Source organism: Pseudoruegeria sp. HB172150 (assembly GCF_013184805.1).
Taxonomy (GTDB): Bacteria; Pseudomonadota; Alphaproteobacteria; order Rhodobacterales; family Rhodobacteraceae; genus Psychromarinibacter.
Window position 1 is genome coordinate 509,795 of the sequence record NZ_JAATNG010000001.1, and the last position, 25,594, is coordinate 535,388.

Below are 25,594 nucleotides of genomic sequence, written 5' to 3' on the forward strand. Positions count from 1 at the left end.
CCATGTCTCTGAATACCCGCCTCTGCGAAGAAATCGACGCCCGCCGCGACGACCTGATCGCGCTGACCCAGGATCTGATCCGCATTCCTACGCTGAACCCGCCGGGGTCCTGCTATGCCGATATCTGCGAGTACCTGGAGGAGCGACTTTCCGCTTCCGGCTTTACCTGCGAGATGATCCGGGCGACGGGCACTCCCGGCGACAGCGAACGGTATCCGCGCTGGAACATCGTCGCCCGGCACGAGGGCGAAGGCACCGGCGACTGCGTTCACTTCAACTCGCATACCGACGTGGTCGCGGTGGGCGAGGGCTGGACCACCGATCCTTTCGGCGGCGTCCTGATGGATGGCCGGATTTACGGCCGCGGCGCCTGTGACATGAAGGGCGGGCTGGCTGCGTCTATCCTCGCTGCCGAGGCGTTCATCGGCACCTGCCCGGATTATCGCGGCGCCATCGAGATCTCCGGCACGGCGGACGAGGAAACCGGTGGTTACGGCGGCGTCGCCTATCTGGCGGAACAGGGCTTTTTCGCGCCCGAGAAGGTGCAGCACGTCATCATCCCGGAACCCCTGAACAAGGACCGCATCTGCCTTGGCCATCGCGGCGTCTGGTGGGCCGAGATCGAGACCAAGGGGCGCATCGCCCACGGCTCGATGCCGTTCCTCGGCGACAGCGCGATCCGGCACATGAGCGCCGTGTTGGAAGAGATCGAGACCTACCTCTATCCGCTGCTCGCCGGCAAGCGCACCGACATGCCCGTGGTGCCAGAAGGCGCGCGCCAATCGACGATGAACATCAACTCGATCCATGGTGGCGAGCCGGAGCACGAGCCGGATTTCACCGGCTTCCCGGCGGCCTGCGTCGCCGACCGCTGCAGGATCGTCATCGACCGCCGCTTCCTCATCGAAGAGGACCTTGCAGAGGTGAAGTCCGAGGTCTCGGGCATGCTCGAGAAGATCCGCGCGGAACGGCCCGGCTTTCGCTACGAGATCCGGGATCTCTGGGAGGTGACGCCGACCATGACCGAGCGCGATGCGCCGGTCGTGAAAACGGTGGCGGGCGCGATTCAGAAGGTGCTGGACCGCAGTGCCGATTACGTGGTCTCGCCCGGCACCTATGACCAGAAGCATATCGACAGGATCGGGCGGCTGAAGAACTGCATCGCCTACGGGCCCGGCATCCTCGACCTCGCGCACCAGCCCGACGAATGGATCGGCGTCGACGACATGCTGGACAGCGCCAAGGTCATGGCGTTGACGCTCGCGGAACTGATCGGGCCGGGTGGGGCGGCCGAGAAGGACGACGACGCCTGATCTTCAGATCGTCGTGCACGGCCAGGGGCTCCCGGCCGTGAGCACGAACGCTGGGGCTGGGCGCAAACTCAGGCAAACCAGGCGACGGCACGTTCCGGCGGACATCAGGGTGCGGTTTCACCCGGATGGAAACGGATCGCCGCAAAGCTACCTCTTCACCTGCGGCCCCTTCCAGATGGAACCCGGCCCGGGGCCGCGCGGTTTTGTCCGAAAGCCAGCGAGGACACCATGACCCACACACTGACCCTGCAGAAGATCGAGCCTGTCACCCACAACGTGAACCACCTCGTCTTCAACCGGCCCGACGGCTACGACTTCGTGCCGGGACAGGCCACTGACTTCGCCCTCGACAAGGACGGCTGGCGCGACGAGCAGCGGCCGTTCACCTTCACCAACCTGCCGGACTCGGACACGCTGGAATTCACCATCAAGTCCTACCCATCGCATAACGGCGTCACCGAGCAGATCGCCAAGCTGACTGCCGGCGACACCGTCCTGATCGAGGATGCCTGGGGCGCGATCGAGGACAAGGGCCCCGGCACCTTCATCGCCGGCGGCGCGGGAATCACGCCCTTCATCGCCATCCTCCGCGCCCGCGAAAAGCGCGAGGGCACGCTGGAAGGCTGCCAGCTGATCTTTTCCAACGCGACCGAGAAGGACATCATCCTGCGCGGGGAATGGGAAAAGATGCCCGGTCTGAAGACCGTCTTCACCGTCACCGAGGAAGACGCCCCCGGCCTGCCGAAACGCAAGATCGACGCCGATTTCCTTGAGGAAACCGTCGCCGACTGGGACGGCGTCTTTTACGTCTGCGGCCCCGACAAGATGGTCGAGGACATCGAGCAGATCCTCAAGGACAAGGGCGTTCCCGAGGACAGGATCGTCGTCGAGGCCGCCTGAGGAACGCTACGGAAAATTGCTGGGGTAACGCCGCGGGCTTCGCTAAGCTGGCGCAAAATGCCAACGGGAGAACCCACCGATGTTCCTGAAAACACTTGCGCGTTCCACCGCGGCGCTCGCGCTTTGCGCCGGGGCCGCCTTTGCCCAGCAGACCGATATCACCATCGGCATGCAGCTGGAGCCGCCGAACCTCGACCCCACCGGCGGCGCCGCGGCGGCCATCGACGAGGTCGTCTATGCCAACGTCTTCGAGGGGCTGACGCGGTATCAGTCCGACGGCTCCATAGCCCCCGCGCTGGCCGAAAGCTGGGACATCAGCGATGACGGCACCGTCTACACCTTTCACCTGCATGACGGCGTGACCTTCCACGACGGCAGCACGATGGACGCCGAGGACGTCAAGTTCTCGCTCGACCGTGCCCGCGCCGACGATTCCACCAACGCGCAGAAGGCGCTGTTCGCCGGCATCGCGGATGTCGAGGTCGTCGACCCGCTGACCGTCAAGGTCACGCTGTCGGGCCCGAATTCGGCCTTCCCGACCAACATGGCCTGGGGCGACGCGGTGATCGTGGCGCCGGAAAGCATCGACAGCGCCGCCACCAACCCCGTCGGCACCGGCCCCTTCAAGTTCGCGAACTGGGTGCAGGGCGACCGGGTGGAGCTGGAGGCTTACCCGGATTACTGGGGCGAGAAACCGGCGCTGACGAAAGCGACCTTCAAGTTCATCTCCGACCCGACCGCTGCCTTCGCGGCGATGATGGCCGGCGATATCGACGCCTTCCCGGGCTATCCGGCGCCCGAAACGCTCGTCCAGTTCGAATCCGACCCGCGCTTCAAGCTGATCATCGGCTCGACCGAGGGCGAGACGATCATGGCGATGAACAACAAGGACGAGGTCCTGTCGGACGTGAAGGTGCGCGAGGCCATCAGCCATGCCATCAACCGTCAGGAAATCATCGACGGCGCGATGTTCGGCTACGGCACGCCCATCGGCACCCATTTCGCGCCGCACAACCCCGACTACGTCGATCTGACCGCGCAGTCGGATTATGACCCGGAGAAATCAAAGGCACTCCTCGCCGAAGCCGGGCAGGAGGGTCTGACCCTGTCTCTGAAACTGCCGCCGCCCTCCTACGCGCGCCGAGGCGGAGAGATCATCGCGGCTCAGCTGCGCGCCGTCGGGATCGAGACCGAGATCGAGAATCTCGAATGGGCGCAATGGCTTGAGACCGTATTCAAGGGCAAGGATTTCGACCTGACCATCGTCAGCCATACCGAGCCGATGGACATCAACATCTACGCCCGGCCCGACTACTACTTCCAGTACGACAAGCCGGAATTCCAGAAGCTGATGGAAGACCTGAACCTCGCCACCGATCCGGCGGAGCGGTCCGATATCCTGAAGCAGGCGCAGCAGATGATCGCGGACGATTACGTGAACGTCTACCTGTTCCAGCTGGCGCGGACCGGCGTGGCGAATGCCAAGATCGAAGGACTGTGGGAAAACTCTCCGACGCAGGCCAACGACCTGACCGGGGTGTCCTGGACCGAATAAAACACCGTCAATCGGCCCGGTTTTGACTGCTAGGCTGATTGCGGCCGAGTTGAATATTCTTGAGAGATATAGTATAGTCTTCAAATCTATTTGAGGACTATTTTCATGGCTGAGTATTTTTTTACTTCTCGAAACATAAAAAGGCCGCGCAATGGGGCGGAATATTTCGGGGACGAACCAGCTGAAATGGTTACATATGTGATTGCACCGGATGGTGCGACTACTATGAGTCCTGCGGATCGAGTGACGGGGCCAAACAGAGCCAGCAGATGGGCCAATGCCATACTCGAAGACGCCACGCAGCTCTGGGAACAAAATGCGCCGCATCCCGAAAACGCACCCGTGTCTGGCGATATCGTCGTATTCGTGCATGGATATAACACCGATGCCCAAGATGTCTTCGAATCCCACATCGAATTGGCCAAGAACTTGCGCGACAATGGCCTAACCCATGCAGTCTTTGTCAGTTATTCGTGGTCGTCTCGGGGTGATTTTTGGAACTATTTGGAAGACGATAGCGACGCGCGGCAGACGGCAATCCATCTGGTTCAGTCTGGTCTAGCGGTATTTGCTGCCTTCTCAACCCCGGATTGCCGCGTTCGCGTTCATGTACTGGCGCACTCAATGGGTGCGCTTGTAGTTCGTGAGGCGTTTCGCGCGGCACCCGGTGCCAAGCCCACTCGCGAAGGAGCATGGGGACTCACGCAACTAATAACCTTTGGCGCCGATATCTCGGTACGTTCCATGCAAGGGCGCGAAGGGGATCTAATGCTCGGAAAATCGCAAAGGTTCACGAACTATTTCAATCGCCGAGACGCTGTACTGGCGACATCGAATGTTAAGCGGTTCGCCAGCTCACCGCGTCTTGGACGGCACGGCGCTCCACCAAGCCGACTTGCGCAGATCGTAGATGTTGATGTTACTGAACGTTGGCAGAACGTTAGCTCCCGATTTGATGGGCAAGACAAGTTTCGGGAAAGCCACAGATTTTACAGAGGCGACCCTGTTTTCGCTCTTGACGTGGTCCATACAATTCTCGGGGATCTGGACAGGCGAGAGATTCCCACTCGCGTCGACTCCGACGAAGAAGGTCGTTTGAAGTTGGTGCCGCAAATCTAGCCTCCTTTGTTGCAGCTTCGGGATTTTTAGAAGATCGAGATCTGCAGCGGCAGCTTTACCGGAGCCTCGGCGCCCGCGGCCAGGTCTTCCCAGAACCTGTCATGCAGCACTTCGGGAAAGACGTGCCCTTTCGGGAATTCGCCGCGCCCGAACCAGCCCGCTTCGGTGATCGCCTCTTCGGCCGGGTTCCGGCCGACGTCGATCTCGCCCGAGACATAGTCGCAGAGATACCAGAACTTCACCATCCGGCCGCTGTCGTCGATCAGTTCGTCGATATAGGCAAGGCGTTTGGGGGCCACGCGAATCCGGGTTTCCTCGAATGCCTCGCGGATCACCGCGTCGGTCTGCTCTTCCGGCCCTTCGACGCCGCCGCCGGGCGGCGCCCAGAAGTCGTAGACGTCTGGCTTTCGGTGCCGCGCCAGCAGCAGCCGTCCGTTCCTGAGCACCAGCGCGCCGACCGAGATGCGATGTTTCACGAGGCTTCCCTTTCGACGGCTCCACGGGCGGGCCAGCCGCGCCCGGGCCTATGGTTTCAGGCCGATGCCGCGGGTGCAACCCGCCTTCGGAACCTCGGATCGGGGAGGAGTGAAACCGCGTTGCCACGCCCGCAACCGCAAGTGTTATTTCCCCGTGGCGCCGCACGCGCGGCTCGCCTAACGTCGCGCTCATGCTGCGCTATCTCGGTTCGCGCCTCCTCTCCCTGTGCCTCAGCCTGGCCGTCGCCAGCCTGGTGATCTTTGCAGCCATCGAGGTGGTCCCGGGCGATCCCGCCTCGTTCATGCTGGGCCTGAACGCCGAACCCGACACGGTTGCCGCGCTGCGGCAGGAACTCGGCCTCGAGGGCGGCTATGTCGAACGCTACCTCGCCTGGACAGGCGGCATGCTGCATGGCGATTTCGGCACCTCCTACACCTACCGCGTGCCGGTATCCGAGCTGATCATCGCGCGTCTCTGGGTGTCGCTGCCGCTCACGATCTTTGCCCTGATCATCTCCACCGCCATCGCGATCCCCGCCGGCGTCTGGGCCGCCTCCCGCCGCGGCCGCCCGGCGGATATCCTCGTCATGGGCACCACACAACTCGGCATGGCCGTCCCGAACTTCTGGTTCGCGATGATCCTCGTCCTGATCTTCGCCATCAATCTCGGCTGGTTCGCCGCCGGCGGCTTTCCCGGGTGGGAGGCCGGCTTCTTCACCGCGCTGAAATCGCTGGTGCTACCCGCCCTTTCGCTCGCCCTGTTCCAGGCCTCGATCCTCGCCCGCGTCATGCGCTCCAGCCTGCTGGAAACCCTCGACCAGGACTATGTCCGCACCGCCCGCGCCAAGGGCCTGTCCCGCCGCCTCGCCATCCGCAACCACGCGATGCGCAACGCGATGATCCCGGTGATGACCATCGTCGGTCTGCAATTCTCCAACCTCATCGCCGGCGCGATCATCATCGAGAACGTGTTCTTCCTGCCCGGCCTCGGCCGCCTCGTCTTCCAGGCCATTACCCAGCGCGACCTGATCGTCGTCGAATCCGTGGTCATGATCCTCGTCTTCGCCGTGATCCTCGTGAACTTCCTCGTCGACCTCTCCTACGCCGTCATCGACCCGCGGCTGAGGCGGCGCCGATGAAACTGCCCGCCACGCTGATCCTCGGCGCGGCGCTCAGCGCCGCCTTCGTCCTGCTGGGCCTGATATCCTTTGTCTGGACGCCCTATGACGTCACCGTCCTGAACGTCGCCGGCCGCATGCAGGGACCAAGTGCGGATCACCTTCTCGGCACCGACCATTTCGGCCGCGACATCCTGTCGATGATCATGGTCGGCGCCCGCACATCCATCGGCGTGGCGCTGGTGTCGGTCGGCATCGGCATGGCCTTCGGCGTTCCGCTGGGCCTTTTCGCCGCCGCCAATCGCGGCGGCTGGGTGGACGAGGTGATCATGCGCGGCAACGACATGGTCTTCGCCTTCCCGCCGCTGGTCCTCGCCATCCTGATCACCGCCAATTTCGGCCCCTCCGCCGTCAATGCCATCCTCGCGATCGGCATCTTCAACATCCCCGTCTTCGCCCGCGTCACACGCGGCGGCGCGCTCAGCCTCTGGACGCTGGATTTCGTCATGGCCGCCCGCGTCGCCGGCAAGGGCCCGGGCCGGATCAGCGCCGAACACATTCTGCCCAACATCCTGAATTTGCTGATCGTTCAGGGTACCATCCAGTTCTCCGTCGGCATCATCTTCGAGGCGGCGCTCAGCTATGTGGGCCTTGGCGCCCAGCCCCCGGTTCCGTCCTGGGGCCGCATGCTCGCGGACAGCCAGACGATGATCGGCCTCGCGCCGCACATGGCGATCTTCCCCGGCCTCGCCATCGTGCTGATGGTGCTGGGGCTGAACCTGATGGGGGACGGGCTGCGCGATCATCTCGACCCGCGGCTGAGGAGGATGAGATGACACATCTCCCGGCCAGAAGAAGAGGCGCGCGATGCTGAGCGTCGAGAACCTGTCGATGGCCATCCACGGCACGCCGATCCTGAACGGCGTGTCGTTCGAGATCGGCCGGGGCGAGGTGTTCGGCCTCGTCGGCGAAAGCGGGTCCGGCAAGTCGATGACCGCGCTGGGCGTGATGCGGCTGGAGCCGCGCGGCGCCGAGGTGTCCGGCCGCGTGCTTCTGGAAGGAAAAGACCTGATGCGCGAGCCGGAGTCGCGGATGAACGCGCTTCGGGGTCGCGAGATCGGGATGATCTTCCAGGAACCGATGACCGCGCTGAACCCGGTCAAGACCATCGGCGACCAGGTGGCCGAAACGCTGCTGGTCCACGACGCCGCCGACCGTGCCAGCGCACGCAAGGTCGCGGCGGAGCGGCTGGCGCGGGTGGGGCTCGATCCCGACAAGGTGCCGCTGTCGCGCTACCCGCACGAGCTTTCCGGCGGGCAGCGGCAGCGGGTCTGCATCGCCATGGCAGTGGCGCTGCGCCCGAAACTGCTGATCGCCGACGAACCGACCACCGCGCTCGACGTCACCACCCAAGCGCAGATCCTCAAACTGTTGAAAAGCCTCGTGGAAGAGGACGGCATGTCGCTGATGCTGATTACCCACGACCTGGCGGTCGTGGCCGGCATGGCGCACCATGTCGCGGTGATGCGCGACGGCGGAATTGTCGAGCAGGCGCCGACTGCGCGGCTGTTCCGCGAGCGGGCGCATCCCTATACCGCAAAGCTTTTTTCCGACAGCGGCCATGTACCAAGGCGGGAACCCGACACCAGCGTCAAGCCGGTCCTTCAGGTTCTGGGGGCGACACGGGATTACCCGGTAGGCAGCTCGCTGTTCGGTCCGCGCCAGCATTTCAGGGCCGTCGATGACGTCGACCTCACGGTCTACGAAGGCGAAAGCGTCGGGCTGGTCGGTGAATCCGGCTGCGGCAAGTCCACCCTGACGCGGGCGATCCTTGGCCTCGATCCGCTGGAGGGCGGCAGCATCGAACTGGACGGAACACCGGTGATCGCAGGGCAGGTGCCGCATGCGCTCCGGCGTGGCATGCAGGTGGTGTTCCAGGATCCCTACGGCTCCTTCAACCCGCGCCACCGCGTTGGCCGCCTCGTGGCGGAACCGTTCCACCTCGATTCCGTGCCGGAGACGGAGCGGGACAGACGCGTGGCGGAAGCTTTGGAGGCCGTCGGACTTACGCCGGCCGACCGCGACAAGTACATTCACGAATTCTCCGGCGGGCAGCGCCAGCGCATCGCCATTGCGCGTGCCATCGTGATCCGGCCCAGACTGCTTATTCTGGACGAGGCGGTCAGCGCGCTGGATGTCTCGATCCGGGCGCAGATCCTCGATTTGCTCGCGGACCTGCAGCAGCGTTTCCGGCTCAGCTACCTGTTCATCAGCCACGACCTTTCCGTGGTCCGCGCGATCACCGACAGGGTGCTGGTGATGCAGGCGGGGCGGATCGTGGAAGAGGGCGAAACCGGCACCGTTCTTACGGCGCCGCAGCATCCCTACTCGCGCAAACTGATTGCGGCTGTTCCACGGATTCCCGAGGCTTGGGTGGCCTGAATAGGCCCGTTTCCGGTACACGGAGTGGCGGTTTTTTCGCCGTGACGGCGGGTGATTACGCAATTCATCATGAAAAATGCCGTTGAAATACAGGGCTTCCGGCGCTTTCCGGGGCGGATTGCCCGCGTTCCGGTTGCGTATCATTTGGACATTTGCTTGGATGAAGGGCGAAACAAGGGCGGCAAACGCCCAGGGGACAAAAAGACAGGGAGCGCGATTTGGTATCGGACGCCGCGAACGGCGCATTCGTCGAATTTGATCGGGTGCAGAAGAGCTATGACGGGGAAACGCTCGTCGTAAAGGACCTCAATCTCTCGATCGGGAAAGGCGAGTTTCTGACGATGCTCGGGCCTTCGGGCTCCGGCAAGACCACCTGCCTGATGATGTTGGCCGGTTTCGAAACTGCTACCCATGGAGAGATCCGGCTGGGCGGGCAGGAGATCAACAATATCCCGCCGCACAAGCGCGGTATCGGGATGGTGTTCCAGAACTACGCTCTTTTCCCGCACATGACTGTGGCCGAGAATCTCGCCTTTCCGCTGGAAGTCCGAAAGATGGGCAAGTCCGAGCGGGAAGAGAAGGTCAAGCGCGCGCTCGACATGGTGCAGATGGGCAGCTTCGGCGGCCGCCGGCCGGCGCAGCTTTCGGGCGGTCAGCAGCAGCGGATCGCCCTGGCCCGCGCGCTTGTCTTCGAGGCGGAACTGGTGCTGATGGACGAGCCGCTCGGCGCGCTCGACAAGCAGCTTCGCGAACATATGCAGTTCGAGATCAAGCATATCGCCGACAATCTCGGGATCACCGTGGTCTACGTGACCCATGACCAGACCGAGGCGCTGACGATGTCGGACCGGGTTGCGGTGTTCAACGACGGGCGTATCCAGCAGCTGGACCCGCCGGATGTGCTGTACGAGGAGCCGCAGAACAGCTTCGTCGCGCAGTTCATCGGCGAGAACAACACCCTGTCGGGCAAGGTCACGAAAATGGAAAACGGCCGTGCCGAGGTAACGCTGGACGATGGCGAGGTGATCGACACCGTGCCGGTCAACGTGAACGCCGTGGGCGACAAGACATTGGTCTCGATCCGGCCCGAACGGGTCGAGTTCAACAAGGACCGACTGGCTCCCGATGCCCATACGCTGAAAGCCGAAGTGCTGGAATTCGTCTACATGGGCGATATCTACCGAACCAGACTGCGGGTTGCGGGCAAGGACGATTTCATCGTCAAGACCCGGAACGCCCCGGATCAGCGCCGCCTGCAAGCGGGCGAGATGCTGGAAATCGGCTGGCGACCGCAGGACTGCCGGGCGCTCGACGCCTGAGGAGGATTTCCCTCCGCTTCGCGGCCTTCCCGGGGCCCAGGGGGGAAAGAAACACGGGTAAATGACAACAGGAGAACATCCTATGAAACTCAAGTCACTGATGCTTACGACGAGCGCGGCTCTTGTAGCGGCGCCTGTTGCGTTCGCGCAGGACATGGCCGACAGCATGACCCTGGTCAGCTGGGGCGGCGCTTACCAGAACAGCCAGGTCAAGGCTTATGCCGAACCTTATCAGGCTGAACATTCCGAGGTCGAAATCGTCTGGGACGAAAGCTCGGCCGAAGCCGTGGCCAAGCTGCGCGCCATGAACGAAGCCGGCAACATCACCTGGGACCTCGTCGACGTCGTGGCCGCCGACGCCATCCGTCTGTGCGACGAAGGCCTTGCGATGGAATACGACCCCGAGGAACTGCTGGCTCCGGCACCCGACGGCACCTCGGCCGAGGATGACTTCGGCGACCTGCTGGTCTCGGACTGCTTCATCCCGCAGATCGTCTACTCGACCACCTTCGGCTACCGCACCGACATGGTTCCGGAAGGCGCCGAGCCGCCGTCCGAGATCTGCGACGTGTTCGACCTGGAAACCTATCCGGGCAAGCGGGCGCTTGAAAAGCGTCCGATCAACAACATGGAATGGGCCCTTCTCTGCGACGGCGTCGCCAAGGAAGAAGTCTACGACGTGCTGGAAACCCCGGAAGGCCAGGACCAGGCGCTCGCCAAGCTGGACGAGATCAAGGACGAAGTCATCTGGTGGTCCGCCGGCGCTGACACGCCGCAGCTGCTGGCCGACGGCGAGGTCTTCATGGGCTCGACCTATAACGGCCGCCTGTTCTCGGTAATCGAGGAACAGGACCAGCCCGTCGCGATGATGTGGGACGCCCAGGTGTTCGACCTTGACGGCTGGATCATCCCCGAGGGCCTGCCCGAAGACCGCCTGGCCCGCGTGAAGGACTTCGTCTACTTCGCCACCGACACCCAGCGTCTGGCCGACCAGGCTGCGTACATCTCCTACGGTCCGGCCCGCGAAAGCTCGGCGCCGCTGGTGGGTGAGCACGCGGAACTCGGTATCGACATGGGTCCGCATATGCCGACCGATCCGGACAACGCGGAGAACACCTTCGTCTACAACTACGAGTTCTGGGCCGACTATCGCGACGACATCGACGCGAAATTCCAGGCCTGGCTGGCTCAATAAGAAGGCCGCGCCGCATCAGGCGCAGCGCATGAAGACCGGAGCGGCCCCGCGAAAGGGGCCGCTTCCCAGAACAAGAAAATGACAGGGGACCAACGCATGCCCAAGGGCTATATCATCGGCCACATCACCGTGACCGACCCCGAGGCGTACAAGGAATACATCGCCAGGGATACGCCCGTGCTGAAGGCGCTCGGCGCCCGCTTCCTCGTCCGCGGCGGCCAGTCCGAAGTGCCGGAAGGCGAAACCGGCCAGCGCCACATCGTTTTCGAGTTCGACAGCTACGAACAGGCCAAAAAGGCCTATTACGACCCCGAATACCAGGAGATCTCGGAGATCCGGAAACGGTCGGCCGAGAGCACCATCATTCTCGTGGAGGGCCATGATGACTGACGCGACCGCAGGCCCGGACGTCAAGACCGGCCCCACGCCCGACAACGCCATCCGCGAAGCCGAAGCCGCCAGTGGCCCCGTCCTCGCCGCCGATGGCACGCCGCTGAAACGATCCCTGCAACGGGCGCTGCGCCGCGAGAAGATGCGCGCCCTCATGCTGATCTCGCCGCTCCTGATTTTTATTCTCGTCACGTTCATCGCGCCGATTGCGGACATGCTGTTCCGCTCGGTCGAGAACCAGAGCGTCAGCGAGACCCTGCCGCGTACGGTCGTCGCCCTGAAGGACTGGGACTACAACAGCGGCGAGGCGCCGGACGAGGATGTCTTCGCTGCCTTCTACGTCGATATGATCGAGGCGGAAGAATTCAAGATTCACACCCGTCTGGGCACCCGTCTCAACTACGAGCATACCGGTATAAGCTCGCTGTTCCGGCAGACGGGCCGTGCGGTCGGACGGTTCGACACGGACGAATACACGGACGCCTTCGTCGATCTGAACGAGGCTTGGGAGGATCCGGTAACCTGGCTCAACCTGATGCAGGTGAGCGGCATCGAAGACGTCCTGCCCGAGACCGCCTCCGCCTGGCAAAGCTGGTCCCGCATCGTCGAGGAAAACAATGACGTTCTGGCCGAGGAAGAGCCGGAAGATTTCCTTTACACCACGCTCTACCGTGACCTGATGGCGAATGGCGACGCGGTGGCGTCCTTCGAGGGCGACGAAGCCGCATTGCTGCAGGAGGCCGCGGCCGCCGTCGGCGAATGGGAACCGGTGTCGCTGAAGGAACAGTTCCTCGACATCGACGAGGACTGGGCCGATCCCGAAATCTGGGGCACGATCCAGGCGTTCTCGCCGAACTACACGCCGGGATATTTCCTGAACTCGGTCGATCTGCAGATGACCGCCGACGGCATCAGCGCCCAGCCCGAGAACCAGCGCATCTACCTGCTGCTGTTCAAGCGGACGCTGTTCATGAGCCTCATGATCATGGGCTCCTGCATCCTGCTTGGCTATCCGGTCGCCTATCTGCTGTCGAACCTGCCGATGCGGGTGTCGAACGTGCTGATGATCCTTGTCCTGCTTCCGTTCTGGACCTCGCTACTGGTCCGAACGTCGGCCTGGAAGGTGCTGCTGCAGCAGCAGGGGGTGATCAATGACATTCTGGTCTGGCTTGGCATCGTCGCGGATTCGAACCGGCTGGTGATGATCAACAACCAGTTCGGCACGATCGTCGCGATGACGCATATCCTGCTGCCGTTCATGATCCTGCCGCTCTACTCGGTGATGAAGACCATTCCGCCCAGCTATGTCCGCGCCGCAAAATCGCTCGGCGCGACCAACTGGACGGCATTCTGGCGGGTCTACTTCCCGCAGTCGGTGCCGGGCATCGGCGCGGGCTCTATCCTCGTCTTCATCCTCGCCATCGGCTACTACATCACGCCGGAACTGGTGGGCGGCACCACCGGGACGTTCATCTCGAACCGGATCGCTTACCACATCTCGTCGTCGCTCAACTGGGGCCTCGCGGCCGCACTGGGGACGATCCTTCTGGCGGTCGTGCTGGTCCTCTACTGGGTCTACGACAAGATCGTCGGCATCGACAACGTGAGCCTGGGGTAATCGACATGGCCGTAATCGCACCCGTCAAAACTCCGCCGCTGCAAAGCTTCACGCTGCCGCTGTCCGCCGTTGTCGGCGCCCTGTTCGGCCTGCTGGTGGGCATCGCGAATGAGGTATCACTGATCGGGCTCTTCGTCGGCGCCGTGTTCGGCGCGGCGCTGTCCTACATGCTTGTCACCTTCGTGCCGAAGAAGAACGTGGGCAAAGGCGCCGCCGCGCTGATCTGCGCGGTGGCAGGGCTGGTCGTGGCCGGCTTTGCCGGTCTCGTGGCCGGCGCGATCATCGGCTGGATCATGGGCTGGTTCGTCTATTGGCTGCACACCGGCAAGTACCGTGCAAGCGTGCCGCCTTTCTACACGCCGGGGCAGGTTCTCTGGCATAACAGCTTCAAGTTCATCTGCGGGCTGATCTTCTTTTTCCTGATCGCGCCGATCGTCACGATCATGCCGCTCAGCTTCAACGCCGAGGACTTCTTTACCTTCACGCCGGGCATGCTGGCGCTGGATCCCGCGGCCTTCTCGCTGAAGCACTACCAGGACTTCTTCACCAATCCCGACTGGCAGCAGGCGCTGCGCAACTCGGTCAAGATCGCGCCCGCGGCGACGATCCTGTCGGTGTCGCTGGGCACTCTGGCCGCAATCGGCCTGTCGCAGCCGCACGTACCGTTCCGCCGCGCGATCATGGCGATCCTGATCTCGCCGATGATCGTGCCGCTGATCATCTCGGCGGCGGGGATGTACTTCTTCTATTCGCGGATCGGGCTGCAGGGGACCTATGTCGGCGTCGTGCTGGCGCACGCCGCTTTGGGCATTCCCTTTGTCATCATCACGGTGACGGCGACGCTGGTCGGCTTCGACGACTCTCTGACGCGGGCGGCAGCGAACATGGGCGCGAACCCGGTGCGCACCTTCTTCAAGGTGCAGATGCCGCTGATCCTGCCGGGCGTGATCTCGGGCGGTCTCTTCGCCTTCATCACCTCCTTTGACGAGGTGGTCGTCGTGCTCTTCGTCGGCTCGGCCGGCCAGAAGACGCTGCCCTGGCAGATGTTCACCGGCCTGCGGGAACAGATCTCTCCGACGATCCTCGCCGTGGCGACGATCCTGGTGGCGATCTCCATCGTGCTGCTGACCACGGTCGAACTTCTGCGCCGCCGGTCCGAGCGCCTGCGGGGCATGTCGCCGGGTTGATCAGAGCCGGCGGATGCTTCCTGCAGAGGCGTCCGCCAGCGATCACGGGTACGATGCGAACCGAGGCGTCCCCACCCTAGGTTAGCGCTAACACGCCTGAAATCAATCACTTGACCCCCCGTCCCCATGGGGACGCCTAAGGCGTTTCGATCACAATCCAATACAGATCGCACCACGAATTGCGTTGAAATCTCCGATCTCTGGCAGCGATGCGTGGTCCGGTTTTGATCGACAATGCCTAGGGCAGAAGGTGCAGCCAGACCCAGATCGTGCCGATACTGAGGGCCGTCGCGATCAGCACGCTCGACGCCGCCACCCGCTTCGCCACCCCATACATGTTGGCGAAGAGGTAGGAGTTCACCCCCGGCGCCATCGAGGCCGTCACCACCGCCGATCTCAGCTGCCCCGTCGACAGCCCCAGCATCGTCCCCAGCCCGAAAGTCACCGCCGGATGAAGCACCAGCGAGATCGCACAGATCATCGCGATGGTCGCCATGTCCCCCTCGGGTTTGTACCTCATCAGCACGCCCCCCAGCCCGAACAGAGCCGCAGGCAGCGCCGCCCGGATCACCAGGTCCAGCGCGTCGGTGAACACCCCCGGCAGCGGCAACCCGGTCAGGTTCACCACCAGCCCCAGACTGATCCCGATCACCAGCGCATTCTGGAAGATCGCCGACAGGATCGACTTCACCTTGGCCCCGATCCCCGCGCCCTCGGCCTTCACCAGCTCCATCACCGTCAGCCCCAGCGCGTAACAGAACGGCGCATGGAGGGCGACAATGGCGAAGTTCGGCTCCAGCGCCTCCGGCCCGAAGGCCCGCTCGGTGATCGGCAGGCCCAGCAGCAGCGAGTTGGAGAACAGCCCGCAGAACCCGATGGCCACGCAATCCGGCCAAGGCCGGCGAAAGATCAGCCGTGCGCCGATGAAACCGGCGATGAACCCGGTGACGGCGCCGGCGTAGAAGCTGAAGAGCAGCCGGAACTCGAAATTCTGCCCCAGATCCAGTTGCGAGATCGCCCGGAACAGCAGGCACGGGATCGCGAAGTTCTGGGCAAAACGCATCAGCCCGTCGACAGCGCTTTCCGAGAACAGCCCGCGCCAGGCGGCGAGATAGCCAAAGCCGATCACGATAAAGACCGGCAGGATGACGTCGATCAGCGCCTGCATCGGCGGAGCCTGGGTCGGGCGGAGAATGCGGGAGCCGCCGGGGGGGTGATTGCGGGGGAGAAGAAAAGCGTCAGCCTAGACCTCATAGCGGATGACCATGCCGTCATAGGCAGGTGTGATGTGATCCGCCGTCTCCTCCACCAGCGTGTCGTAATCCATGTCGATATGCATGTTGGTCAGCACCGCCCGTCGCGGCGCGGCGCGTTCGATCCATTCCAGCGATTGATCCAGGTGGGAATGGGTCGGGTGCGGGGTGCGCCGCAGGGCGTCGAGGATCCAGCAATCGAGCCCGGAGCAGGCCTCCCATGCTTCCGGCGTCATCATCTCGACGTCGGGCAGGTAGGCGAGGTCCTGCACGCGGAAACCTAGCGAGTCGATAGACCCGTGCTTGACGAGAAAAGGGTTCAGCGTGACAGGGCCGCCATCGCCATCGATGGTGACCGGACCGTCGATCAGGTTCAGATCGAGGATCGGCGGGTAGGAAGAGCCTTCAGGCTGCACGAAGACATAGGCGAACCGGGTGAGGAGGGCTTCCTGCGTGGGCGTATCTGCCCAGACAGGCAAGCGGCTTTTACGGTTGAACACCACCATGCGCAGGTCGTCGATTCCGTGGACATGGTCGGCATGGGAATGGGTGAAGACCACGGCGTCCAGAAGGCCAATGCCTGCGTCGATCAGCTGGGCCCGCAGATCGGGGCTGGTGTCGATCAGGACGCGGGTCGTGCCGTCATCCGTTTCGCGCTCGACCAGCAGGGAGCAGCGGCGGCGCCAGTTCTTCGGATTGGCGGGATCGCAGTCGCCCCAGAGGCCGCCCACCCGCGGCACCCCGCCAGAGGAACCACAGCCCAGGATGGTGAAGCGCAGTTCGCCCATCAGGCGGCGGCCTCGTAGGCGGGAACCTTGGAGAAGAGCCGTTCGAAATTCGCCTGGGTCTGGGCAGCGAAATCGGCGTAATCCATGTCGAATACATCGGCGCCGACACGGGCGGTGTGGGCGGTATAGGCCGGTTCATTGCGCCGTCCGCGATGGGGCGGAGGCGCGAGGTAAGGGCTGTCGGTCTCGACCAGCACCCGCGTCACCGGCGCGTTGGCGAAGATATCGCGTAGTTCCTGGCTTTTCGGGAAGGCGGCGATGCCGGACATTGACAGGTAGAAGCCCAGATCCAGTGCCGCCTCTGCCAGCGCGGCACTGGAGGAGAAACAGTGCATAACACAGGTGTAAGAGCCCGCTGCGTATTCCTCGGCAAGAATACGGGCCATATCCTTGTCGGCGTCGCGAGAGTGAATGATCAGCGGTAGACCGGTGCGACGGCAGGCCTCGATATGGATGCGCAGGCTTTCCTGCTGAATATCCTTCGAGTCTGCCGTGTAGTGATAGTCGAGGCCGGTTTCGCCAATGCCGACAAGTTTCGGCTGCTGGGTCAGCGCCACCAGTTCATCGACTGTGGCAAGCGGCTCTTCGGCTGCGCTCATCGGGTGGGTGCCTGCGGCGTAGAAGACCGGTTCGAATGCCTCGGCAATGGCGCGCACCTGAGGTTCCTGGCGCAGCCTGGTGCAGATCGTCACCATGCGGGTGACGCCGGCCTTCAGCGCGCGATCGACGACGGCTTCGCGCTCGTCGTCGAAATCCGGAAAGTCGAGATGGCAGTGACTGTCGGTGATTTGCGGCGTTGCGGTCATGAACTGGCTCAGGCAGCCGTTTGCGCCGCCGTTTCTTGGGTCTTGAGCACCATATCGAGGATGAGCGCGGCAGGGTCAAGGTTCACCGCTCGGCCGTGGCGCGCACGGGCACCGAGCGTCTGGGCAAGCTCGGCCCAGCGGCGGGATGCCTGCGGGTTGGGCGAGATCTGTGCCAGCAGCCTGGCCTCGCCCGGGGCAGCTTCGGGTTCGGGGGGGGCGGAGATGCCCGCGCGGGCAGCTCGGGCGAGGAACAGGTCGAACAGTTCGATCAGCAGAGCGAAGCGGTCGGCATTGGGCCGACCGACGGCGCTGTCTGCGAGCTTGAGGGCGAGGGGGCGGGCGTTCGGGTTGCCGAGCACCTGGACGAGATCGCTGTAAAGGGCGAGCCCTTCCATCGTTATCAGGCGAAGGGCAGTGCCGACGGAGCCTTCCGATAGCGCGGCGAGAGCAGCGGCGTCCTGTCCGGGGTCTACACCGGCTTGTTCGAGGGCCTCGGCCAGGTCCACGGGCGAGAGTATCCCGCAACGCAGGCGGCGGCAGCGGGACAGGATCGTAGGCAAGAGGCGTGACGGCTGGTGCGCGATCAACAGGAGGGTCGTGTTCTTCGGCGGTTCTTCCAGAAGTTTCAGCACCGCGTTCGCGGCATTCACGTTCATCTCGTCGGCGGCGTCGATGATCACGACGCGACCGCCGCCGTCAGCGGAGGACATTTCGAAGAAATGTTTCAGTCGGCGGATTTCCTCGACGGTGATCTCCTGCTTCAGGCGTTCGCCTTTCTCGTCCCAGGGACGGCGGACGAGAAACAGGCCTGGTTCGGATAGGGCAGCGAGTCTGTGGGCGACAGGGTGGCCGGGGTCTATCTCCAGCGTCGTCGGCGGAGGCGGCGCGCCGAAAAGGCCGTCGTCTTCAGTTGGAGGTGTCGCGAGCAGAAAGCGGGCGATGCGCCACGCCAGCGTGGCCTTGCCGACGCCGCGCGGGCCGGTGATCAGCCAGCCATGATGTAGACGGTGCGAGTTATAGGCGTCGAGAAAGGCGGCCTCGGCCTCTTCCTGTCCGATCAGGTGCGGGGTCTCGCGCGGATGGGGGGCGCCCTGAACGCGGTCGGCCTCGAGCGGCGCGCCGTCGCTCATGCGAGTGCCTTCCGTGAGATGGACAGAACCTCGGCGGCCACCTCTTCCTGCGAGCGATCACCGTCGATAATGCGAAAACGCTCGGGGAACTCCGCGGCGAGGGCGAGAAAGCCGTCACGCATACGCTGTTGCAGGCCGAGGCCGAAGTCCTCGAACCGTTCTTCGTGTCCCTGTCGTCCCTTTGCGCGGGAGAGGCCGGTTTCCGGGTCCATGTCTATCAACAGGGTCAGGTCGGGCTCGCGCCTGATCATCAGCCTGTGCAACTCGTCGACCTTCTGGCGAAGGTTGCCGCGGGACAGGCCCTGATACATCCGGGTGCTGTCGGCGAAACGGTCGCAGATGACGGTGCGACCCGCTGCCAGGGACGGCTCGATGAGTCGTTCCAGGTGGTCGCGGCGCGCGGCTGTGAACAGCAGGATTTCGGTTTCCGCCGACCAGCGCTCTGGGTCGCCTTCAAGCACGAGGCGACGGATTTCCTCTGCACCGGGAGAGCCGCCGGGTTCGCGGGTTAGGACGGTATCAATGCCCTGGGACTGGAGATTGTCGTGCAGCAGGCGGGCCTGGGTGGATTTGCCCGAGCCGTCGATGCCTTCGAACGTGATGAACAAGGCATGCGTCATACGGGGCCTGTGCCCAGGGGCGCGATGGAAAGGGCGGAAGTGGTGGCGATCTGCATCTTGCCCGTTGGCGTAGCCGGGCCGGATGGCCGGGTCAACCGGCGCTAGAGTACCTCTGCCGCCTGGCCTGCGGCCCAGGCGATCAGTACCCGCGCTGCGGTACGAATGCGGGGCAGGAAGCCGCCTCGCACAACTTCGCGGTCGGCGATCAGGGGTATGCGGGTTTCCTGCATGTCCGGCATGCGGATCACCAGTTCACCGAGTTCCTGGCCTTCGGCGATCGGCGCCTCGATGGGGCCGCGATACACGACCTCGCCATTTATGTCGCCTTGAACAAGTGCCGGGACCAGCAGCGTCACGTCCTCCGGCACGGCAAGGCCGACGCGTTCGACATTGCCCAGCCATACCGGCGCTTCGGCCAGCACGGTGCCAGCGTCGACAACCTGTTTCTCGACGAACTGGCGGAACGCCCAGTTGACGATACGCTCGGCCTCTTCGGCACGTTCTGCTTCGGAGTTCAGGCCGGAAATCACGAAGACGATGCGGCGGTTGCCCTGAAGAGCGGAACCGACCAGGCCGTATCCGGCTTCGGACGTGTGCCCTGTCTTCAGCCCATCAGCGCCTATACCAAGTTTCAGCAGTGGATTTCGGTTGAAGCGATTCTGCGGAGCGCGACCATCGAACTCATACTCCTCCATACCGAAGTAGCCGTAATATTCGGGAAACTCGGTGATCAGCCTAACCGCGACCCGGCCCAGATCGTGCACAGACATGCGGTGATTGGGATTTGGCCAGCCGCTGGCATTGGCAAAAGTCGAGTGTTCGAGGCCGAGCGCCTGCACGCGCTCGTTCATCATGCGTGCGAACGCGTCCTCAGTCCCCGCCAGCCCCTCGGCCACCACGACGCAGGCGTCATTTCCGGAAAGCACGACGATGCCCTTGATCAGTTCTTCGACCGTGGGCCTGTCGGTTTCGTCCAGGAACATGGTTGAGCCGCCCATGTTCCTGGCCCGTGAGGAAACGCCGAACCGGGTATCGAGCGTGACCCGGCCATCGCGCAGAGCCTCAAACAACATGTTCAGGGTCATGAGCTTGGACATGGAAGCCGGCGGCAGGGGTACGTCAGCCTCTTTCGACATCAGGACGGTGTCTGTCGACAGGTCGTAGACCCAAGCGGCTTTAGCCCGCGTGTCAAAGGCATGGGCCGGCACGGCGCCAAGGAACAGTGCGAGCGCTGCGAGCAGACGGGCAAAACGCATGGGCCGGTAAGGTCCTTTCAGTGACGGATCAGTTGTTCACGAAATATGCGTCGGAGTAGCCCAAATCCTCGAGCTTTGCCAGCAGAGACGTGCGGTCCGCCTTGGTCGGCGCCGGACCGGCAAGAACACGCCAATAAGGTTTCCCGTTGCTTTCATCCTTCACGATGGCCGGGACGATACCACTGGAGCGCAGCTTGTCGGCCGTGCTGATTGCATTGCCTTCGACGCTGTACAGGCCGATCTGGATGAATGGCTTGTCGACCTGGTTGTCCGAAACCGCGGGTGGCGGCAGCGGTGTCGTTTCCATGGCTGCCGGCACATCTTCGGCCGGGGCCGAGGTATAGGTGACGTTGCTTATGTCTGCCGGGCTGGCAATGGCGGCTTCGAGCGCGGCGACTTCAACCTTCATCGGGTGATCGCGTGTAGCGGTTTCGATTGCATCGGCCGACATCACTGGCGTCGCCGCGACTTCAGGCTTCGGTGCATCGGCTAGCGAAAGCGGCAACGGATCGGCGGAGGCCGGTATGGGCTCTACCGCAATCGGCGCGGGAACACCGGGAAGCTCGGCCTCTGCCAAGAGTGTTTCTTCCGTTTCGGCGCTATCCTCACTTTCAGGAAGTTCCTCCGAAATTGGCAATTCCGCCGGGCCAGGTGCCGCTTCTTCGCGGCGAAGCGCGACGACTGACAGTTGCTCCGGTGCGCCAGCCAGCATACCGAGCGCCGACGCGGCATCTGACGAGACCTGGATCGAAGGCCCGGGATTGTTCCGTTCGCGTTTGAACAACGCGCCAACCACGTACTTCCCGTTGTCCTCGTTACGGATCAGCACCCGCTCCGGTCCCGTGACGTCTGGATGCGCCACCCACACCCCACCCAGTGAGGGCCGACCATCCCAAAGCCCGCTGTCTGCCGCCTCGAATACTTCGGGCGCCTCGACATCACGCTCGCTGATCGGTGTCTTGCCCGGTGTGGCGGCCGCAGACGTAACTTCGGCCTCAGGCTCCGGTTTCTTTTTTAGTAGTGGAAATTCTTTGTCCTCCCCGCAGCCGGCAAGCATTACCGTACCACAGAGAAGCAAGGCCATCTGCCCTGACCTCATCCTTGCCATACCATGCCCCTTTTCACGCGTGCTTTGTGCCGCGTTTTTTTGCTCGAACCTGCATACGGGCGCATGCAGATAGGCGGAGAATAGCCGAGCCTATGAATTATTTAAAGTGTCAACCGGTCTGTGGGCGGTTTTTGGCTAAAGCACGTCTCTTTCGGAGTGGTCTTGCTTGGCTGCTGCGGATGCGGTTAGGCAAGCGCGGTTTGAAAGTCGGCAGGGCGGTCGAATGCGAATGCCATGCCGCTAACGCTCGGAAGGACGGCAGAGTGGTCGATTTCGGTGGTCTTGAAAGCCAGTGAAAACAGCGCCTAAGCCACTGACATCAAAAGATACCGGGAAAAAGTGCCCCACCTTTTGTCGCAAGTACGAGGCGAAACACGTCCTTTATACAGGAAATGCTGCGTGCTTGTTTAGATTGAAGATCTGGATTTCGTTGTCTCGACCGATTGCGTTCTGCCCTGCCCGCGCATAGACGGGGCAGGACGCGGGAACAGTGGCCGAGCGGTCGAAGGCACCAGTCTTGAAAACTGGCGGGCGCGGAAGCGTCCCGTGGGTTCGAATCCCACCTGTTCCGCCACCGAGACTCGTCTCATTTCCGAATGTAGAAACCTTCCGGAATTCCCCCGACATTTCGACGGCCTGTGATTGCATGTTTGCTTCGGAGACGCACCGACATCGGCGTTTTCGCAGTTTCCCCAGCCCAAGCTCAGTTGCCCAATTTCGACGGCGGGGTTTGGGGAGAGTACGCTGATAACAGTAATTAAGGAGTGACCTAACGGTTGGCGTGATTCCCGCGGGTATCGCGGGCTGAGCGAAGGCTTTACTAGAGAAGCGAGGCCTGGGCGGGTCGCTTGGCGGCCACGGTTGTACTTCGACCGAGGTTTGGATTGCCGATCTGACTGTGACCGAGGAGATCAACCATGACCAAGGGCAGCCTATCAGCGACAGCGGCGTTGCGCGCGCTCTTGTCGGAGACCGCCGACACACACTTGCTTACCGATACGCCGGAGTTCGTCGCCGACCGTCTCAGGGCGCTGGATATCGACTCGCTCTGCGGCGCCGGGCGCAATTGCGTTGACACCTGGACGTGTCTTGTCAGATCAACTTGGCTTACCGAGGCACAGTGGGCTGAATAGCGTCGCCGGATGACGAAACGCTCACCATTTCGCATCTTAAAGACATTACCTGAGATCATCCGTTTGGCGGTTACGAAAAACATCCGCTTCTCGCTTTCGCTTCGGAATGTCTAGGAACTGCTGCATGAGAGGTGCGTCGATGTGAGCCATGAGGCCGCCCGTTTCTGGAGGCATCGGTTCGGTCCGATGTTTGCTTCGGAGATCCGGAAACGCCGGGTCGAAGGTATGCGAACCAGCCGCTGACGCTGGCATATAAACGAGATGTTTTTGACGACCAAAGGTGAACGGCACAATCTGTGGCGGCGGCCGATCACGAGGGCGAAATACTGGAAAGCTATGCCACCATTAACCGCTACAAGAACGTGGCATTGAAATTCCTAAATAAATCAATGAAGCATTATGGCCGGCGGGATGTCATCGTGACCGACTGACTCCGATCATATGGCGCGGCACTTAAGGAAATCGGTGCGAATGATTGCCGGGAAACTGGCCGAAGTCGAAACAGCTGCGCGGAGAATTCGCACCTGCCATTCCGACGTGAGCGGGCCACGCTGCGCTTCCGGCGGATGCGAGGTTTGCAGATGTTCGGCGACTTCGATGCCTCGGTTTTCAACCATTTCAACTCGGAGCGCAGCTTCTCCTCCAGATCCAATTTCAAGAAGGACCGCGCTGCCGCTCTCGCCGGGTGGCGCCAACTCGGCGCGGCGCAAAGGGGAGGGCTACTGTCCTAGCTGAGACCCATTCCAATCCGTCTGACAGGTCCTTCCGACCGGTCGCGGCGCCCGGCATTCACCCATTTCTTCAGGTTATGAATGCCTAAGAGAACGCAATTTGACTGTGTGCGACTGCCTTCCCACACTTACGGAGTGATCTGGGGCGTCAGTCACCTGCGCAATCCAATCCACTTTTCGCGGAAAGAGAAGGGTTAAAGGTGAAAGTATTCATCTCGGTCGACATGGAGGGCATGGCCTGCATCACCCATACCGACCATACTAGGATCGATGGCCATGAGTATCAGATTGCCCGCCGGTGGATGACGGCGGAGGCCAATGCGGCGGCAGAGGGCGCTTTCGAGGCTGGGGCGACCGAGGTCGTCCTTTCCGACGCTCATGGCGGAATGCATAATCTTCTGCCCGATGAACTGCACCGAGACGTACAACTGGTCAGCGGCGCGCCGCGTCCTCTGCTGCAGATGGAAGGGATCGACGCGAGCTTCGACGCAGCACTGATGATCGGGTATCACGCCCGAGCCGGCGACGCCCTTGGTATCCTGTCTCACACCCATGTCAGCCGGCTGTCCTACGAACTGCGGCTGAACGGACAGCCCGTCGATGAGGTCGCATTCAACACCGCAGTCGCGGGCCATTTTGGCGTTCCATTGGCGCTGGTCTCGGGCGACGACAGACTGGTCGCGGGGCTTAAGGAAAGCCATCCCTGGGCCGAGTTCATCACGACGAAATGGGCCATCAGCCGGTTCTGCGCACGCAACCTCATGCCGGTGAAGGCACAAGACCTGATCCGGGAGGGCACCACGCGCGCGCTCGGGCGACTGGAAGAGATGAAGCTGGTCCAACTGGGCGATCCGATTGAACTGGAGATCCATTTCCTCGACCCGATGTGTGCCCAGATAGCCTTAGACATCCCCGGCGCTGAACGGATCGACGGAAGGGCGATCCGCTATGTCGGGAGGGACATGCTGGAGATTACCAGGATCTGGCGACTAAGCATCAATGCCGGAATGAGCTCGTTCCCGATATGACTCCGGACACCGACCCGATCCCGACAGGCCAAACTGGCCGGCAACAGAACAACGCTAACGACGCGGAAGATCCATGCCATTACTAGATGTCCACGACCTTCAGGTTCACTTCAACACCGACGCTGGCGTCGTGCGCGCAGTCAAGGGCGTGAGCTTTTCGGTCGAACGCGGCAAGACTCTGGCGGTCGTCGGTGAAAGCGGCTGCGGCAAGTCGGTTACGGCGATGGCGATCATGCGTCTGGTGAAGGCACCCGGCCGGATCGCCGGCGGCAAGATGCTGTTTTCCGTGGATGGCACAACCACGGATCTGAGCGCGTTGGAACCGATGGGCCCCGAGATGCGCGGCATTCGGGGCAATCAGATGGCGATGATCTTTCAGGAGCCGATGACATCGCTAAACCCGGTCCATACGATCGGCCATCAGATCATGGAGCCGATCATGCTGCACCAGGGTCTGGGCAAGCGCGCCGCGAGGACGCGCGCCATCGAAATGCTGCAGGCGGTCGGGATCCCTGCGGCTGAGTCCCGGATCGACGATTATCCGCATAATCTGTCCGGCGGAATGCGGCAGCGCGTGGTGATTGCCATGGCGCTTTCATGTAATCCGTCGCTGATAATTGCCGACGAGCCCACCACGGCGCTCGACGTGACGATCCAGGCACAGGTGTTGAAGCTGATGAATGATCTGCGGGAAAGGAGCGGGTCCTCGATCGTTTTCATCACGCACGATCTGGGCGTGGTCGCGCAGATGGCCGACGACGTCATCGTGATGTATCTCGGCCAGATTGTCGAAAAGGCGAACGTGGAAGAACTATTCCGCGACCCTCAGCACCCCTACACTCAGGGGCTAATGAACTCCATCCCCTCCATGGCTATCGGCAAGACCGAACGACTGGAGCCAATCAAGGGATCGGTTCCGAACCCGCTTTCGCTATTTCAAGGCTGCGCCTTCGCTGAGCGATGCCCGCACGTAATGGACAAGTGCCGTGCCCATGAACCACCCCTGAAAGAAACGAGCACTGGCCACCTGGCCGCCTGTTGGCTGTAAAGCGGCGACTAGCCCGCACGAGCCGCCCGCGGCCTCCGAAGCCCGCAGCCCCAATTCGCAA

At 62.7% G+C, this 25,594-nt stretch carries 23 protein-coding genes, 1 tRNA gene and 1 pseudogene; 17 read left to right on the top strand and 8 right to left on the bottom strand.

Annotation, left to right across the window (positions count from 1 at the left end; translation table 11 throughout):
- Positions 1-2: 2 nt before the first annotated feature.
- From HCO70_RS02475 to HCO70_RS02490, 4 genes are all read left to right on the top strand, one after another.
- Positions 3-1,313, top strand: a complete 1,311-nt coding sequence (locus tag HCO70_RS02475; RefSeq protein WP_172292740.1) for an acetylornithine deacetylase/succinyl-diaminopimelate desuccinylase family protein — start codon at positions 3-5, stop codon at positions 1,311-1,313.
- A gap of 228 nt (positions 1,314-1,541) precedes the next feature.
- Complete coding sequence (locus HCO70_RS02480) at positions 1,542-2,213, top strand: flavodoxin reductase (protein ID WP_172292742.1); 672 nt, start codon at positions 1,542-1,544, stop codon at positions 2,211-2,213.
- 79 nt (positions 2,214-2,292) lie between these two features.
- Entirely contained in the window at positions 2,293-3,768 is a 1,476-nt protein-coding gene (locus HCO70_RS02485; protein WP_172292744.1) for an ABC transporter substrate-binding protein, read from the top strand.
- A 105-nt stretch (positions 3,769-3,873) separates the two neighbouring features.
- On the top strand, positions 3,874-4,887 hold the full coding sequence (locus HCO70_RS02490; RefSeq protein ID WP_172292746.1) for an alpha/beta hydrolase: 1,014 nt from the start codon (positions 3,874-3,876) through the stop codon (positions 4,885-4,887).
- A 26-nt stretch (positions 4,888-4,913) separates the two neighbouring features.
- Here HCO70_RS02490 and HCO70_RS02495 read toward each other — a convergent pair whose 3' ends face one another.
- Positions 4,914-5,363: an NUDIX domain-containing protein gene (locus HCO70_RS02495; protein WP_172292748.1), complete on the bottom strand. Its 450-nt coding sequence runs from the start codon at positions 5,361-5,363 to the stop codon at positions 4,914-4,916.
- 191 nt (positions 5,364-5,554) lie between these two features.
- On the opposite strand from HCO70_RS02495, the gene HCO70_RS02500 reads away from it, so the two are divergent.
- The 8 genes from HCO70_RS02500 (at position 5,555) to HCO70_RS02535 (ending at position 14,632) form a co-directional block, all read left to right on the top strand.
- Positions 5,555-6,502: an ABC transporter permease gene (locus tag HCO70_RS02500; RefSeq protein ID WP_172292750.1), complete on the top strand. Its 948-nt coding sequence runs from the start codon at positions 5,555-5,557 to the stop codon at positions 6,500-6,502.
- Positions 6,499-7,317: an ABC transporter permease gene (locus tag HCO70_RS02505; protein ID WP_371742149.1), complete on the top strand. Its 819-nt coding sequence runs from the start codon at positions 6,499-6,501 to the stop codon at positions 7,315-7,317. The genes HCO70_RS02500 and HCO70_RS02505 overlap by 4 nt, the downstream gene beginning before the upstream one ends.
- 31 nt (positions 7,318-7,348) lie before the next feature.
- Entirely contained in the window at positions 7,349-8,923 is a 1,575-nt protein-coding gene (locus HCO70_RS02510) for an ABC transporter ATP-binding protein (RefSeq protein ID WP_172292752.1), read from the top strand.
- 218 nt (positions 8,924-9,141) lie between these two features.
- Positions 9,142-10,242: an ABC transporter ATP-binding protein gene (locus HCO70_RS02515; protein WP_172292754.1), complete on the top strand. Its 1,101-nt coding sequence runs from the start codon at positions 9,142-9,144 to the stop codon at positions 10,240-10,242.
- A gap of 82 nt (positions 10,243-10,324) precedes the next feature.
- On the top strand, positions 10,325-11,437 hold the full coding sequence (locus HCO70_RS02520; protein ID WP_172292756.1) for an extracellular solute-binding protein: 1,113 nt from the start codon (positions 10,325-10,327) through the stop codon (positions 11,435-11,437).
- A 96-nt stretch (positions 11,438-11,533) separates the two neighbouring features.
- Positions 11,534-11,827 carry a DUF1330 domain-containing protein gene (locus HCO70_RS02525; protein WP_172292758.1) on the top strand — a complete coding sequence of 98 codons (294 nt, stop codon included), beginning with the start codon at positions 11,534-11,536 and terminating at the stop codon, positions 11,825-11,827.
- Complete coding sequence (locus HCO70_RS02530) at positions 11,820-13,445, top strand: ABC transporter permease (RefSeq protein ID WP_172292760.1); 1,626 nt, start codon at positions 11,820-11,822, stop codon at positions 13,443-13,445. The genes HCO70_RS02525 and HCO70_RS02530 overlap by 8 nt, the downstream gene beginning before the upstream one ends.
- A gap of 5 nt (positions 13,446-13,450) precedes the next feature.
- Positions 13,451-14,632, top strand: coding sequence for an ABC transporter permease (locus tag HCO70_RS02535; RefSeq protein ID WP_172292762.1), 1,182 nt, complete (start codon positions 13,451-13,453; stop codon positions 14,630-14,632).
- A gap of 238 nt (positions 14,633-14,870) precedes the next feature.
- Here the strand turns inward: HCO70_RS02535 and HCO70_RS02540 are convergent, their stop codons facing one another.
- From HCO70_RS02540 to HCO70_RS02570, 7 genes are all read right to left on the bottom strand, one after another.
- The gene (locus HCO70_RS02540; RefSeq protein WP_172292764.1) at positions 14,871-15,800 is read right to left on the bottom strand and encodes an AEC family transporter; all 930 of its coding nucleotides are present in this window, start codon (positions 15,798-15,800) and stop codon (positions 14,871-14,873) included.
- Between the two features lie 75 nt (positions 15,801-15,875).
- Positions 15,876-16,673 (bottom strand): MBL fold metallo-hydrolase, encoded by a 798-nt coding sequence (locus HCO70_RS02545; RefSeq protein ID WP_172292766.1) that lies wholly within the window; start codon positions 16,671-16,673, stop codon positions 15,876-15,878.
- The gene (locus HCO70_RS02550) at positions 16,673-17,479 is read right to left on the bottom strand and encodes a TatD family hydrolase (RefSeq protein WP_172292768.1); all 807 of its coding nucleotides are present in this window, start codon (positions 17,477-17,479) and stop codon (positions 16,673-16,675) included. The genes HCO70_RS02545 and HCO70_RS02550 overlap by 1 nt, the downstream gene beginning before the upstream one ends.
- An 8-nt stretch (positions 17,480-17,487) precedes the next feature.
- Positions 17,488-18,609: a DNA polymerase III subunit delta' gene (locus HCO70_RS02555; protein ID WP_172292770.1), complete on the bottom strand. Its 1,122-nt coding sequence runs from the start codon at positions 18,607-18,609 to the stop codon at positions 17,488-17,490.
- Positions 18,606-19,229: a dTMP kinase gene (gene tmk / locus HCO70_RS02560; protein WP_172292772.1), complete on the bottom strand. Its 624-nt coding sequence runs from the start codon at positions 19,227-19,229 to the stop codon at positions 18,606-18,608. The genes HCO70_RS02555 and tmk overlap by 4 nt, the downstream gene beginning before the upstream one ends.
- 101 nt (positions 19,230-19,330) lie before the next feature.
- Positions 19,331-20,485, bottom strand: a complete 1,155-nt coding sequence (locus HCO70_RS02565; protein ID WP_172292774.1) for a D-alanyl-D-alanine carboxypeptidase family protein — start codon at positions 20,483-20,485, stop codon at positions 19,331-19,333.
- Between the two features lie 28 nt (positions 20,486-20,513).
- Positions 20,514-21,569, bottom strand: coding sequence for an SPOR domain-containing protein (locus tag HCO70_RS02570; RefSeq protein ID WP_253913094.1), 1,056 nt, complete (start codon positions 21,567-21,569; stop codon positions 20,514-20,516).
- A gap of 508 nt (positions 21,570-22,077) precedes the next feature.
- Between HCO70_RS02570 and HCO70_RS02575 the strand changes: the two genes are divergently transcribed.
- The 5 genes and pseudogenes from HCO70_RS02575 (at position 22,078) to HCO70_RS02590 (ending at position 25,533) form a co-directional block, all read left to right on the top strand.
- Positions 22,078-22,167 (top strand) — tRNA-Ser (locus HCO70_RS02575).
- Positions 22,168-22,510: 343 nt separating this feature from the next.
- Positions 22,511-22,726 carry a hypothetical protein gene (locus HCO70_RS02580; protein ID WP_216665234.1) on the top strand — a complete coding sequence of 72 codons (216 nt, stop codon included), beginning with the start codon at positions 22,511-22,513 and terminating at the stop codon, positions 22,724-22,726.
- A 9-nt stretch (positions 22,727-22,735) separates the two neighbouring features.
- Positions 22,736-23,457 (top strand): annotated as a pseudogene (locus HCO70_RS24575) (transposase).
- 200 nt (positions 23,458-23,657) lie between these two features.
- On the top strand, positions 23,658-24,485 hold the full coding sequence (locus tag HCO70_RS02585) for a M55 family metallopeptidase (protein ID WP_172292778.1): 828 nt from the start codon (positions 23,658-23,660) through the stop codon (positions 24,483-24,485).
- Between the two features lie 73 nt (positions 24,486-24,558).
- A complete protein-coding gene (locus tag HCO70_RS02590) occupies positions 24,559-25,533 on the top strand; it encodes an ABC transporter ATP-binding protein (RefSeq protein ID WP_172292780.1) in 975 nt (324 codons plus the stop codon).
- Positions 25,534-25,594: the final 61 nt, after the last annotated feature.

What these genes read in the sequence shown, in the direction of transcription:
- HCO70_RS02525 (WP_172292758.1), top strand. Translation starts at nt 11,534, where the DNA reads ATGCCCAAGGGCTATATCATCGGCCACATCACCGTGACCGACCCCGAG.
- HCO70_RS02510 (WP_172292752.1), top strand. Translation starts at nt 7,349, where the DNA reads ATGCTGAGCGTCGAGAACCTGTCGATGGCCATCCACGGCACGCCGATC.
- HCO70_RS02580 (WP_216665234.1), top strand. Translation starts at nt 22,511, where the DNA reads ATGACCAAGGGCAGCCTATCAGCGACAGCGGCGTTGCGCGCGCTCTTG.
- HCO70_RS02590 (WP_172292780.1), top strand. Translation starts at nt 24,559, where the DNA reads ATGCCATTACTAGATGTCCACGACCTTCAGGTTCACTTCAACACCGAC.
- HCO70_RS02530 (WP_172292760.1), top strand. Translation starts at nt 11,820, where the DNA reads ATGACTGACGCGACCGCAGGCCCGGACGTCAAGACCGGCCCCACGCCC.
- HCO70_RS02480 (WP_172292742.1), top strand. Translation starts at nt 1,542, where the DNA reads ATGACCCACACACTGACCCTGCAGAAGATCGAGCCTGTCACCCACAAC.
- HCO70_RS02540 (WP_172292764.1), bottom strand. Translation starts at nt 15,800, where the DNA reads ATGCAGGCGCTGATCGACGTCATCCTGCCGGTCTTTATCGTGATCGGC.
- HCO70_RS02485 (WP_172292744.1), top strand. Translation starts at nt 2,293, where the DNA reads ATGTTCCTGAAAACACTTGCGCGTTCCACCGCGGCGCTCGCGCTTTGC.
- HCO70_RS02490 (WP_172292746.1), top strand. Translation starts at nt 3,874, where the DNA reads ATGGCTGAGTATTTTTTTACTTCTCGAAACATAAAAAGGCCGCGCAAT.
- HCO70_RS02545 (WP_172292766.1), bottom strand. Translation starts at nt 16,673, where the DNA reads ATGGGCGAACTGCGCTTCACCATCCTGGGCTGTGGTTCCTCTGGCGGG.
- HCO70_RS02475 (WP_172292740.1), top strand. Translation starts at nt 3, where the DNA reads ATGTCTCTGAATACCCGCCTCTGCGAAGAAATCGACGCCCGCCGCGAC.
- HCO70_RS02520 (WP_172292756.1), top strand. Translation starts at nt 10,325, where the DNA reads ATGAAACTCAAGTCACTGATGCTTACGACGAGCGCGGCTCTTGTAGCG.
- tmk (WP_172292772.1), bottom strand. Translation starts at nt 19,229, where the DNA reads ATGACGCATGCCTTGTTCATCACGTTCGAAGGCATCGACGGCTCGGGC.
- HCO70_RS02500 (WP_172292750.1), top strand. Translation starts at nt 5,555, where the DNA reads ATGCTGCGCTATCTCGGTTCGCGCCTCCTCTCCCTGTGCCTCAGCCTG.
- HCO70_RS02505 (WP_371742149.1), top strand. Translation starts at nt 6,499, where the DNA reads ATGAAACTGCCCGCCACGCTGATCCTCGGCGCGGCGCTCAGCGCCGCC.
- HCO70_RS02550 (WP_172292768.1), bottom strand. Translation starts at nt 17,479, where the DNA reads ATGACCGCAACGCCGCAAATCACCGACAGTCACTGCCATCTCGACTTT.
- HCO70_RS02570 (WP_253913094.1), bottom strand. Translation starts at nt 21,569, where the DNA reads ATGGCCTTGCTTCTCTGTGGTACGGTAATGCTTGCCGGCTGCGGGGAG.
- HCO70_RS02555 (WP_172292770.1), bottom strand. Translation starts at nt 18,609, where the DNA reads ATGAGCGACGGCGCGCCGCTCGAGGCCGACCGCGTTCAGGGCGCCCCC.
- HCO70_RS02535 (WP_172292762.1), top strand. Translation starts at nt 13,451, where the DNA reads ATGGCCGTAATCGCACCCGTCAAAACTCCGCCGCTGCAAAGCTTCACG.
- HCO70_RS02565 (WP_172292774.1), bottom strand. Translation starts at nt 20,485, where the DNA reads ATGCGTTTTGCCCGTCTGCTCGCAGCGCTCGCACTGTTCCTTGGCGCC.